Annotated in this window: 9 protein-coding genes and 3 tRNA genes; 10 read left to right on the top strand and 2 right to left on the bottom strand. The window is 65.4% G+C overall.

Annotation, left to right across the window (positions count from 1 at the left end; genetic code table 11):
• From UB43_RS13925 to UB43_RS13890, 8 genes are all read left to right on the top strand, one after another.
• Positions 1-675 carry an SPOR domain-containing protein gene (locus tag UB43_RS13925; RefSeq protein ID WP_045211867.1) on the top strand — a complete coding sequence of 225 codons (675 nt, stop codon included), beginning with the start codon at positions 1-3 and terminating at the stop codon, positions 673-675.
• Between the two features lie 104 nt (positions 676-779).
• Positions 780-1,322, top strand: coding sequence for a CvpA family protein (locus UB43_RS13920; protein WP_138525869.1), 543 nt, complete (start codon positions 780-782; stop codon positions 1,320-1,322).
• A 106-nt stretch (positions 1,323-1,428) separates the two neighbouring features.
• On the top strand, positions 1,429-2,934 hold the full coding sequence (gene purF / locus UB43_RS13915) for an amidophosphoribosyltransferase (RefSeq protein WP_045211863.1): 1,506 nt from the start codon (positions 1,429-1,431) through the stop codon (positions 2,932-2,934).
• Between the two features lie 11 nt (positions 2,935-2,945).
• A complete protein-coding gene (locus UB43_RS13910; RefSeq protein WP_045211860.1) occupies positions 2,946-4,157 on the top strand; it encodes an O-succinylhomoserine sulfhydrylase in 1,212 nt (403 codons plus the stop codon).
• A gap of 5 nt (positions 4,158-4,162) precedes the next feature.
• Positions 4,163-4,921: an SDR family oxidoreductase gene (locus tag UB43_RS13905; RefSeq protein ID WP_045211857.1), complete on the top strand. Its 759-nt coding sequence runs from the start codon at positions 4,163-4,165 to the stop codon at positions 4,919-4,921.
• A gap of 272 nt (positions 4,922-5,193) precedes the next feature.
• Positions 5,194-5,269: transfer RNA gene (locus UB43_RS13900), tRNA-Val, on the top strand.
• A gap of 16 nt (positions 5,270-5,285) precedes the next feature.
• Positions 5,286-5,362: transfer RNA gene (locus UB43_RS13895), tRNA-Asp, on the top strand.
• A gap of 96 nt (positions 5,363-5,458) precedes the next feature.
• A tRNA-Asp gene (locus UB43_RS13890) sits at positions 5,459-5,535 on the top strand.
• Positions 5,536-5,787: 252 nt separating this feature from the next.
• Here UB43_RS13890 and UB43_RS13885 read toward each other — a convergent pair.
• Together UB43_RS13885 and UB43_RS13880 are read right to left on the bottom strand one after the other, a co-directional pair.
• Positions 5,788-6,825: an AraC family transcriptional regulator gene (locus tag UB43_RS13885; RefSeq protein WP_045211855.1), complete on the bottom strand. Its 1,038-nt coding sequence runs from the start codon at positions 6,823-6,825 to the stop codon at positions 5,788-5,790.
• A complete protein-coding gene (locus UB43_RS13880; RefSeq protein ID WP_045211853.1) occupies positions 6,822-7,940 on the bottom strand; it encodes a carbon-nitrogen hydrolase family protein in 1,119 nt (372 codons plus the stop codon). Before UB43_RS13880 ends, UB43_RS13885 begins: the two co-directional genes overlap by 4 nt.
• 216 nt (positions 7,941-8,156) lie before the next feature.
• Here UB43_RS13880 and UB43_RS13875 point away from each other — a divergent pair, with 216 nt between their 5' ends.
• A complete protein-coding gene (locus UB43_RS13875; RefSeq protein WP_045211850.1) occupies positions 8,157-10,190 on the top strand; it encodes an FAD-dependent oxidoreductase in 2,034 nt (677 codons plus the stop codon).
• A 287-nt stretch (positions 10,191-10,477) separates the two neighbouring features.
• Positions 10,478-11,938, top strand: coding sequence for a chromosome partitioning protein ParA (locus UB43_RS13870; protein ID WP_045211848.1), 1,461 nt, complete (start codon positions 10,478-10,480; stop codon positions 11,936-11,938).
• The last annotated feature ends 32 nt before the right edge of the window (positions 11,939-11,970 follow it).

Below are 11,970 nucleotides of genomic sequence, written 5' to 3'. Positions count from 1 at the left end.
ATGGCGTTGCTCGATAAGGGGCTCAAGCAGCGGGTAGTCGGAGCGCTGGTGCTGCTGGCACTGGCCGTGATCTTCCTGCCGATGCTGTTCTCCCGCGAGGATGATGTACGCCAGGTGGTGGTCGAGGCGCCGGTGATGCCCAAGCCGCCGGCGATGCCTACCGTCGAAGTGCAACCCACCGAAGTTCCTGACCTGCAGGCCGAAGACGCGGATAACGCCGTGCCGTCGGCCGAAGCAGCACCGGCGCAGGCGCCTTCCGCACCAATCGCCAGTCTGCCGACCCAGCAGGCCCAGCCGACGCAGCCCAAGGCTCCGGCCCCGCAAGTGGCTGCTCCCAAGCCTGCCGCGCCGGCGCAGCAGGCTGCCCAGGCCCAGGCCAGCACCGCTCCTGCCGCTCCGGCGCAACCGCCGGCCCAACGTATGGACAGCAATAACCTGCCGGTGAGCTGGTCGGTGCAGCTGGCCAGCCTGTCCAACCGTGCTCGTGCCGATGAACTGCAGAAGTCCTTGCGCAGCCAGGGCTACAACGCTTACGTGCGCAGCTTCGACGGCATGAACCGCGTCTTTGTCGGCCCGGTGGTCGAGCGTGCCGAGGCGGATCGCCTGCGTGACCAGCTCGGCAAGCAGCAGAAACTCAATGGTTTCGTGGTGCGTTTCCAGCCTGAGCGTGGCTGAGCCCGTTCGTTAGCTTCTCTCAATCGGCCCCATGTCAAACTGGGGCTCTTCTAAATCGAAGGCCTCTGCTAAAATGCGGGGCCTTTCCGTTTCTGGGCCGCAACGTGGCATTTACCTGGGTCGATTGGACGATGATCGGCATCATCGTCATTTCCAGCCTGATCAGCTTGAGTCGTGGTTTCGTCAAGGAAGCCTTGTCGCTGGTCACCTGGATCGTAGCCGGTGCGGTCGCCTGGATGTTCGGCGGCGCCCTGGCCGAGCATCTCGCACCCTACATCCAGCTGCCCTCGGGGCGCGTCATCGCCGCCTGCGCTCTTCTTTTCGTCGTCACGCTGCTGCTGGGCGCACTTGTCAATTTCCTCATCAGCGAGCTGGTGCGGGTGACCGGCATGTCCGGCACCGACCGCGTGCTCGGCATGGTGTTCGGCGGCGCCCGCGGTGTGCTGCTGGTGGTTTTGCTGGTCGGTTTGCTGAGCCTTGCGCCGGTGCAACAGGATCCGTGGTGGCAGCAATCGGTGCTGATGCCGCATTTCCTGATGGTCGCCGACTGGTCGAAGAACTTCATCCTGACTTTTGCCGGGCAGTGGATGTCCGGCGTGACCATCACTCCGCCATCCGGAGTGGGGTCCTTGCTGCCTGCCCAGTGACGGGCGGGCGGAGGCGACGGGTAGCCGTCGCCGCTACGGCAGGTCCGGTGGATACTGCCGAATACGGAATTGTTTTAGCCTGAACACCAACTAGGGGTTGCGTCGCATGTGTGGCATCGTCGGTATCGTGGGCAAGTCGAACGTGAATCAGGCGCTCTATGACGCGCTCACCGTTCTCCAGCATCGTGGCCAGGACGCTGCGGGGATTGTCACCTGTCAGGACGACCGCCTGTACCTGCGCAAGGATAACGGCCTGGTCCGTGACGTCTTCCAGCAGCGCCACATGCAGCGCCTGGTCGGCAAGATCGGCATCGGCCACGTGCGCTACCCGACCGCGGGCAGCTCCAGCTCCGCCGAGGCGCAGCCGTTCTACGTCAACTCGCCGTACGGCATCACCCTGGCGCACAACGGCAACCTGACCAACGTCGAGCAGCTGGCCAAGGAAATCTACGAATCCGACCTGCGCCACGTGAACACCAACTCCGACTCGGAAGTGCTGCTCAACGTGTTCGCCCATGAACTGGCGGTGCGCAACAAGCTGCAACCCACCGAGGAAGACGTGTTCGCCGCCGTTGCCGGCGTGCATGCCCGTTGTGTGGGCGGCTACGCCGTAGTGGCGATGATCACCGGCTACGGCATTGTCGGCTTCCGCGACCCCCATGCGATCCGCCCGATCGTCTTCGGCCAGCGCCACACCGAGAACGGCGTGGAGTACATGATCGCCTCGGAAAGCGTGGCCCTGGACGTCCTCGGCTTCACCCTGATCCGCGACCTGGCTCCGGGCGAAGCGGTGTACATCACCGAAGATGGCAAGCTCTACACCCGCCAGTGTGCGGCCAATCCGCAGTACGCGCCGTGCATCTTCGAGCACGTCTACCTGGCCCGTCCGGACTCCATCATCGACGGCATCTCGGTCTACAAGGCGCGCCTGCGCATGGGCGAGAAGCTGGCCGACAAGATCCTCCGCGAGCGACCGGACCATGACATCGACGTGGTCATCCCGATCCCGGACACCAGCCGTACCGCTGCGCTGGAGCTGGCCAACCGCCTGGGCGTGAAGTTCCGCGAGGGCTTCGTGAAGAACCGCTACATCGGCCGTACCTTCATCATGCCCGGCCAGGCTGCGCGCAAGAAATCGGTACGCCAGAAGCTCAACGCCATCGAGCTGGAGTTCCGCGGCAAGAACGTGATGCTGGTGGACGATTCCATCGTTCGCGGCACCACCTGCAAGCAGATCATCCAGATGGCCCGCGAGGCTGGCGCGAAGAACGTCTACTTCTGCTCCGCCGCCCCGGCGGTGCGCTATCCCAACGTCTACGGCATCGACATGCCGAGTGCCCACGAGCTCATCGCGCACAACCGCAGCACCGAGGAAGTCGGCGAGCTGATCGGCGCCGACTGGCTGATCTATCAGGACCTGCAGGACCTGATCGAATCCACCGAGGGCGGCAAGATCAAGATCGAACACTTCGACTGTGCCGTGTTCAACGGTGAGTACGTCACCGGCGACGTCGACGAAGCCTATCTGAACAAGATCGAGCAGGCGCGCAACGACGCCACCAAGACCAAGGGTGCCGCGGTCAGCGCCATCATCGATCTCTATAACGACTAAGGAGAGCAGGCATGGCTCAGGATTGGGAAGCCGGCCGGCTGGACAGCGACCTGGAGGGCGTCGGTTTCGACACCCTCGCAGTGCGTGCCGGACAGCGCCGCACCCCGGAGGCTGAACATGGCGAAGGCCTGTTCACCACCTCCAGCTATGTGTTCCGCAGCGCCGCCGATGCGGCCGCGCGTTTCGCCGGCGAAGTGCCGGGCAACGTCTACTCGCGCTACACCAACCCCACGGTGCGCACCTTCGAGGAGCGCATCGCTGCGCTGGAAGGCGCCGAGCAGGCGGTGGCCACGTCCACCGGCATGTCGGCGATCCTTTCCCTGGTGATGAGCCTGTGCAGCGCCGGCGACCACGTGCTGGTCTCGCGCAGCGTGTTCGGCTCGACCATCAGCCTGTTCGAGAAGTACTTCAAGCGATTCGGCATCGAGGTGGACTACCCGCCGCTGAGCGACCTGAAAGCCTGGGAAGCGGCCTGCAAGCCGAACACCAAGCTGTTCTTCGTCGAATCGCCGTCCAACCCGCTGGCCGAGCTGGTCGATATCGCCGCGCTGGCCGAGATCGCCCACGCCAAGGGGGCGCTGCTGGCGGTGGACAACTGCTTCTGCACCCCGGCGCTGCAACAGCCGTTGAAGCTCGGCGCGGACGTGGTGATCCACTCGGCGACCAAGTACATCGATGGCCAGGGCCGCACCATGGGCGGCGTGGTCGCTGGTCGCCGTGCACAGATGGAGCCCGTCGTCGGCTTCTTGCGCACCGCCGGCCCGACCCTCAGCCCGTTCAACGCCTGGATCTTCATCAAGGGTCTGGAAACCCTGCGCGTGCGCATGCAGGCCCACAGCGCCTCGGCCCAACTGGTCGCCGAATGGCTGGAGCAACAGCCGGGCGTCGAGCGCGTCTACTACTCCGGCCTGCCCAGTCATCCGCAGCACGAGCTGGCCAAGCGTCAGCAGAAGGGCTTCGGCGCGGTAGTGAGCTTCGAGGTGAAAGGTGACAAGGCCGCAGCCTGGCGCTGCATCGATGCCACCCGGATGATCTCCATCACCACCAACCTGGGTGACACCAAGACCACCATCGCCCACCCGGCCACGACCTCCCACGGTCGCCTGTCGCCGCTGGAGCGCGAGAACGCCGGCATCCGTGACAACCTGATCCGCGTTGCCGTTGGCCTGGAAGATGTCGATGACATCAAGGCCGATCTGGCGCGAGGCCTGGCGGCGCTGTGAGCGTGATGGACGCCCTGGGCAACGGCCAGGTGGTGCTGGTCACCGGTGCGGCACACGGCATCGGCCTGGGCGTCGCTGCCTGGCTGGTCGCCGAGGGCTGGCAGGTGGTGCTGGCGGACATCGACCGCGAGCGCGGCCCGAAAGTGGCGGCGGCACTCGGTGAGCGCGCCAGCTTCATCGCGCTGGACGTGGCCAGTGAAGGGCAGGTCGCCGCGGCCGTGGCCGAGCTGATCGGTCAGTTCGGCCGCCTCGATGCGCTGGTGAGCAATGCCGCCATCGCCCGGCCGCACAACACGGCGCTGGAAAGCCTTGGCCTGAACGAGTGGAACCGCACCCTGGCGGTGAACCTCACCGGCCCGATGCTGCTGGCCAAGCACTGCGCGCCGTACCTGCGCGCGCACAGTGGCGCCATCGTCAACATCGCTTCCACTCGCGCGCACCAGTCCGAGCCGAATTCCGAAGCCTACGCGGCGAGCAAGGGCGGGTTGCTGTCGCTGACCCACGCCCTGGCCAGCAGCCTGGGCCCGGAGATTCGCGTCAACGCGATTTCCCCCGGCTGGATCGACGCCCGCGACCTGCGCGAGCGCGAAGCCGAGCCGCTGACCGAGCTGGACCATGACCAGCATCTGGTCGGCCGCGTCGGCACGGTGGAGGACATCGCCTCGGCGGTGGCCTGGCTGATCGGCGACAGTGCCGGCTTCGTCACCGGCCAGGAGTTGGTGATCGACGGCGGCATGACGCGCAAGATGATCTACCTCGACTGAGTGTCGGGTGTGGAAGAGGAGGGCGGCCCGCGGGTCGCCCTTTTTCTTTTGTGGCTCTCCGACTCCGAGCGTGGGTTGTTCGCGAGCAAGCTTGCTCCGACAAGAGCGCTCGCGAGGTTGACCCTGCAGGAGCGAGCTTGCTCGCGAACCTGGAGTCGCACCGGTGTCGCTAACCGCGCGCCGAACTTTTTTTGTGGAAAATGAAAAAAAGTTCAATCAGGGCATTGACTTAGGTTCTGCCGGCTGTAGAATGCGCCCCACTTCGAGACGAAGGGTGATTAGCTCAGCTGGGAGAGCATCTGCCTTACAAGCAGAGGGTCGGCGGTTCGATCCCGTCATCACCCACCACTCTCGCAAGTTACGCGCAGCGGTAGTTCAGTCGGTTAGAATACCGGCCTGTCACGCCGGGGGTCGCGGGTTCGAGTCCCGTCCGCTGCGCCATTTCCCCCTCCTTGGTTCCTACCCCGAACCTGCTTGTCGAGTGATTCACTCCAGGCGCCAGGAGGTTGCTGTACCGGACGAAAGTCCAACCGACACGCAGCGGTAGTTCAGTCGGTTAGAATACCGGCCTGTCACGCCGGGGGTCGCGGGTTCGAGTCCCGTCCGCTGCGCCATATTCGAAAGCCCTCAGGTAGCAATACCTGAGGGTTTTTTCGTTTCCGTTGGAAAACTCCAGCAGTCCTTCTGCAAGACGCTGTCACAGGTCGTTCACCTTTTCCGTCTAGCTTTTTTCCCATGGTTTTTGCTAAAACCGGATCGAACGGTCAGGAGAAAAGCCAATGGACGACTATCAGGAAGAACTGCTGGAGCAGCATGCCGTGGAACAGGATCTGCCGGAGCCGGCCGACGACGCCACGGAGATGTGATCAGGCGCTGTGGCGCTGGGCGCGGCGGAACTCCCCCGGCGTTTGCCCGCTCCAGCGCTTGAAGGCGCGCTGGAAGGCCTCCGCGGAGGCGAAGCCGAGCAGGTAGGCGATCTCGCCGAAGGCCAGGTCGGTGTCGCGGATGTAGATCATCGCCAGGTCGCGGCGGGTGTCGTTGAGAATGCTGCGGAACTGCGTGCCTTCCTCGGCCAGCTTGCGGCGCAACGTCCAGGTCGGCAGTTTGAGGCGCGCGGCCACTTCCTCCAGGTCCGGTTCGCGACCGTTGAGCATCGGGCCCAGCAACTGGGCAACGCGCTCGCGCAGGCTGCGTGTGCGAGTCAGCTGCTCCAGTTCCTTTTCGCAGATATCCAGCAATTGCCGCCAGGTGCTCGGGCAGTGGTCCGGGTTGGCGCGCGCCAGTGTTGCCTGGTCCAGGCGTAGCTGGTTGTGTTCGGCGCCGAACTCCACTGGGCAGCCAAGCATTTCCTCGAAGCGCGACGCCCAGGCAGGTGCCGGGTACTCGATCTCGACCTTCTCCGGGCGCAGCGGCTGCGCGCCAATGCTGCCGAGCATGCTCACCCAGCCGGCCAGCACCGAATCCACCACGAAGCGGTTGTAGGCGTTGTACGGGCTGATGGAGTAGAAGCGCAGCCAGGCGCCGCTGGCGTCTTCGATGAAGCTGCTCTGGCCGCGATAGTTCTGTGCGTACAGCGGCTCGAAGCGGATCAGTGCGCGGGCCGCCGCACGCAGGTTGGGTGCTTGCGCGGCGGTGACGCCGGCCAGGCCGCTCTGGCTCGGCCGGCTCAACTGCCCCATGCGCAGGCCGAGGGCAGGGTCACCGCTCTGCTGGATGGCCGCGTGGCCCAGACGCATGTAGCGGGGGATCGACAGGCGCGCGCCAGGCTCGCCCAGGCGTGCCGCGTCCAGTCCGTATTGTTGGAGCAGGGGGTGCGGGGCGACGCCACTTTCCGCCAGCGCATCGGCGAGGCTGTGGACAAAGCCCACCGAAAGGTCGCCGAGCCGCATGGTCGGGCGGTTCATAGCCAGAGGTTGATCAGGCGCGCGCCGGGGCCGTCGGGCGCCAGGGTATGGCCGTCGCCATTCACGACCAGGCTGCGACCGTCGCTGCCCAGGTCCCAGAGATGGCCACGGAAGAACACGGTGATGCCGGCGTGCGCGCCGCTCTCGCCGAGACGGCCGGCCAGCGCCAGGCGTTCCCAGGCTTCGCCTTCCGTGAGTTCGCCGGGTTTGAGGGTCACGTCGCTGGGCGTCGCGCCGCCGTTATAGCCCTTCCACGGCTTGCTCCAGCTGCCGTTGCCGGTGAGGAAGGCGGGCACGGCAATGATGTCGGGCTTGTTCGCGGCCAGCGCGCTGTAGCTCGCCGGGTACCAGCTGTCGGCGCAGACCAGAACGCCCAGGCGCCCGGCCGGGGTCTGCAGCACCTGCAGGTCGTCGGCATCGCCGCCGCGGGTGAAGCCTTTCTCGTCGTCGATGGGGAACAGCTTGCGCTGCGGCTTGCCCAGCGGCAGACCGTCACTGCCGAAGACCTGGCTGACGTTATACAGGCGGCCATTGCCGGTGCGGATCTGTCCCTCGACGATGCGCGGGTTGGGCAGCACGATGGAGCCGGCGACGATAGTCACGCCGAACTCCTTGGCCAGCCCGCCAAACAGTGTCTGGTAGTCATGCGCCATGTCCACCGCCTTCATGCGGAACAGGGCGTCGGCCATGCGGTCCTCGCCCTTGGCGCCGAGCCAGCCGCGCGCCAGTTTCAGCGGGTTGCTGGCGGCCATCCATTCCATGGCCTCGGCGATGTGCTCGGTCTGGTAGACCTCGGGTTTCTCGCCGGCGGCCACCAGCCAGGTGCCGATGTGCTCGGGGAAGACCACCACGGTGTGCGGGTTGATCAGTCCTTCGTCGCGGGCCTTGGCCAGGTAGGCGTGGAGCTTCAGGCGCAGGCGCTCCACGCTCTGGTAGTCCTGGGTGAACAGCTCCGGCTGCACGCCCAGCAGGTTGCCGCGCTCGGACGGCTGGCCCTGGTTGAGCGAGACTTCGCTGCGCAGGTCGGACAGGTAGTGGCCCACCGGTCGACGTTCCGCCCAACCGGCATAACCGGCGAAGAGGATGACCAGGACGAGGAAGATCAGCTTGCGCATAAAGGACGGGTACTCATGGGATGCACCACAGGGTAGGGGTTGGGCCGGGCCTTGCCAAGCCGGGGTGTCATCTTTGGTCAGTAACTTGTCATTTTCGATCATTGAGCGGCGAGGGTGCGCTCCTTAGAGTCTGCCCCATACCGACCGCGCCCCATGCCTCGCCGTTCCGCGACCGCAGGCTGAGGGCGCGGCATCATCGTGAATGCCGGAGGAACCATGACCGCCACCTACCCGCACCTGCTCGCACCGCTGGACCTGGGTTTCACCACCCTGCGCAACCGCACCCTGATGGGTTCCATGCACACCGGCCTGGAAGAGAAGCCCCAGGGCTTCGAGCGCATGGCGGCCTACTTCGCCGAGCGCGCCCGTGGCGGTGTCGGCCTGATGGTCACCGGCGGCATCGGCCCGAACGAGGAAGGTGGCGTCTATTCTGGCGCAGCCAAGCTCAGCACGCCGGAAGAGGCCGAGAAGCACAAGATCGTCACCCAGGCCGTGCATGAGGCGGGCGGCAAGATCTGCATGCAGATCCTCCACGCCGGCCGCTACGCCTACAGCCCCAAGTCCGTCGCGCCCAGCGCCATCCAGGCGCCGATCAACCCGTTCAAGCCGCGCGAGCTGGATGAAGAGGGCATCGAGAAGCAGATCGCCGACTTCGTCAATTGCTCGAGCCTGGCCCAGGTGGCCGGCTACGACGGCGTCGAGATCATGGGGTCGGAAGGCTACTTCATCAACCAGTTCCTGGTGGCCCACACCAACCACCGCACCGACCGCTGGGGTGGCAGCTACGAGAACCGCATGCGCCTGCCGGTGGAGATCGTCCGCCGCGTGCGCGAGGCCGTAGGCCCGAACTTCATCATCATCTATCGCCTGTCGATGCTCGACCTGGTGGAAGGCGGCAGCACCTGGGAAGAGATCGTCCTGCTGGCCAAGGCCATCGAAAAGGCGGGCGCCACCATCATCAACACCGGCATCGGCTGGCACGAAGCGCGTATCCCGACCATCGCCACCAAGGTGCCGCGTGCGGCCTTCACCAAGGTCACCGCCAAGCTCAAGGGTGAAGTCAGCATTCCGCTGTGCACCACCAACCGCATCAACACCCCGGAAATCGCCGAGCAGGTATTGGCCGAAGGTGACGCCGACATGGTCTCCATGGCTCGCCCGTTCCTTGCCGACCCGGATTTCGTCAACAAGGCTGCCGAAGGCCGTGCCGACGAGATCAACACCTGCATCGGCTGCAACCAGGCCTGCCTGGACCACACCTTCGGCGGCAAGCTGACCAGTTGCCTGGTGAATCCGCGTGCCTGCCACGAGACCGAGCTGAACTACATCCCGACCACCCACGTGAAGAAGATCGCCGTGGTCGGCGCCGGCCCCGCCGGCCTGTCCGCCGCCACCGTGGCGGCCGAGCGTGGCCATGAGGTGACCCTGTTCGACGCCGCCGGCGAGATCGGTGGCCAGTTCAACGTCGCCAAGCGCGTACCGGGCAAGGAAGAGTTCTACGAGACCCTGCGCTACTTCAAGCGCAAGGTGGAAACCACCGGCGTGAACCTGCGCCTGAACACCCGCGTCAGCGTCGATGACCTGGTCAAGGGTGGCTTCGACGAGATCATCCTGGCCACCGGCATCGTGCCGCGTACCCCGGCCATTCCGGGTATCGAGAACGCCAAGGTGATCAGCTACCTGGACGCCATCCTCGAGCGCAAGCCGGTCGGCAACAGCGCAGCGGTGATCGGCGCCGGCGGCATCGGCTTCGACGTCTCCGAGTTCATCACCCATGCCGGCGAATCCACCAGCCTGGATCGCCATGCCTTCTGGCAGGAGTGGGGTATCGACGAGAACCTGGATGCCCGTGGCGGCATCGCCGGTATCCAGGCGCACCCGCACGCCGCGGCGCGCCAGGTGTTCCTGCTGCAGCGCAAGAAGTCCAAGGTCGGTGACGGCCTGGGCAAGACCACCGGCTGGATCCACCGCACCGGCCTGAAGAACAAGCAGGTACAGATGCTCAACAGCGTCGAATACCTCAAGGTCGACAACGACGGCCTGCACATCAGCATCGCCGGCGGCGAGCCGCAGGTTCTGCCGGTGGATACCGTGGTCGTCTGCGCTGGCCAGGACCCGCTGCGCGAACTGCACGACGGCCTGGTCGCTGCCGGCCAGAGCGTGCACCTGATTGGCGGCGCCGACGTGGCTGCCGAGCTGGACGCCAAGCGCGCCATCAACCAGGGGTCGCGCCTCGCTGCCGAGATCTGATTCGCTCGAAGCCTGAGCTGACTGAGATCTGGATCGCAAAACCGGGCCCGGAAAAGTTCCCTTCCGGGCCCGGGAACCCTTTCGAAAATCCAACCGCGTCACAGAATTATCCAGCCGGTTAACCGCCCGGCCCGACCGCCGGGGCGGGTGCCAACCGAGTCACATTGCCTGCGACATTAATTCCCCTAGACTTGCTCGGACGTCGGGATTTTCCCGCTGTCTGGGTGCTGCATTTCTGACAGACCCTTTTTTCAGACTTCCTCCCGCACCAGCCCAGAGGTCAATCGATGAGCATGCAGAAGAAGCCTCAAATGGTGGAAGCCGTGGTCTTCTTCAACGACCGTGGCGTCTGCAGGGAAATGCTCTACCCCGAATTCGAGGCGCTGCTCGACAACGTCGTGCAAATGCCGGAATACGCCGATCAGCAGATGCAGCTCGCCTATGTGCTGATCAACCCGCGCCTGCTGGTCAAGGCGGTGGTGTTCTTCTACCTGGACTTCGACGAGAAGGGTGAAGCCGACAAAGGCTGGAACCTGCCGCTGCGCAACCTGGCCGACCGTGCCGGTCGTGGCCCCGACATGGGCGCCGGGCCCATCCGCCTGGCCTGCCGCAGTCAGTGCCCGGTGTCCTGGCACCAGATGCACCTGTGGGACCCGACTCTCGATACGGCCCAGAACCATCTGGTGCAACTGCGCGAGTCCATCAAGCGCAACAACCTCGGGGTGCTGGTGGAAGAAGAGCCGGCCGCCGTGGAGCTCGCGCGCCTGCAGATGGCCGACGAGCACCAGTGGTATGCGCCTGCCGAGGAGTCCCGCGAGGAGGCCGAAAAACTGGCCCGCGCGATGCTCGAAGAGCACCAGCAGAAGACCGCCGCACTGCTCGGCCAGCATGAGGCTCGCCTGTCGCAGATCAGCCAGCAGCATGAGCAGGAACTCAGTCGCCTGAAGCTCGGCGCGCAGGAACAGGTCAAGGTGCTGCAGGCTGAGCTCGCCGCGCTGCGCGAAGGCCTGAAGCGCGAGGAGGAGATCAACGCCGGCCTGCGCCGTGAGCTGGATGGCCAGGCCAATGGCTTCCAGCGCGGACGCGAGGAGCTGACTGCGCAGTTGCGCCATATCGAAGAGAGCGGCCGCGACGAGCTGGAGCAGTTGCGCCAGCAGATCGAGGAAGAATCACGTACCCGCCTGGCCAGCCTGGAGGCTCGCTACAAGGAGCAGATTTCCGCCCGTGACGTCGAACTGGGCTATCGCAACGAACTCGACCAGCAACTGCAGCAGGAGAACCAGCAGCTGCGCCAGGAGGCCGAGCAACTGCGCGAGGAAACCACCCAGTTGCGCGCGCTCGCCGGGCAGTTGCAGCAAGGCGCCGAGGGCTTGCGCCTGGAGCTGGATGCGCTGGCGGCCAAGGCGGCCGATAGCTCGATGCTGGAGCGCCTGGCTGGCATGGGGGTGATCTTCGTGGTGTACCATCCCGGCGCCGGTCATCTGACCCTGTCGCTGCAGGATGTCGCCCGTTACCAGGAAAATCCCATGGCTTACGCTGCGGCCAAGTGCTTCGTCGCCGAAGACCAGTACCGCAGCTGGCTCGCCCATTACCAGCAACCCGCCTGCGAAGGACGCCTGTCCAACGGCGAGCGCTGCGCCATGCCCATCGACCGCGTGGAAACCCCCGGCCGCTTCGTCGAAGGCGACAGCAACTGCTGCTCCCGGCACAAGACCGCCGGCCGACTGCGCAGCGTCACCGCCGGCTGACCGGGGCGCCGTGCGGTTTCCCGACTGGCGCC

Origin of the sequence: Pseudomonas sp. 21, from assembly GCF_000955805.1 — a bacterium.
GTDB lineage: Bacteria > Pseudomonadota > Gammaproteobacteria > Pseudomonadales > Pseudomonadaceae > Pseudomonas.
The sequence above is the reverse complement of the archived record's forward strand: the minus strand, read 5'-3'. Positions and strand labels throughout refer to the sequence as shown.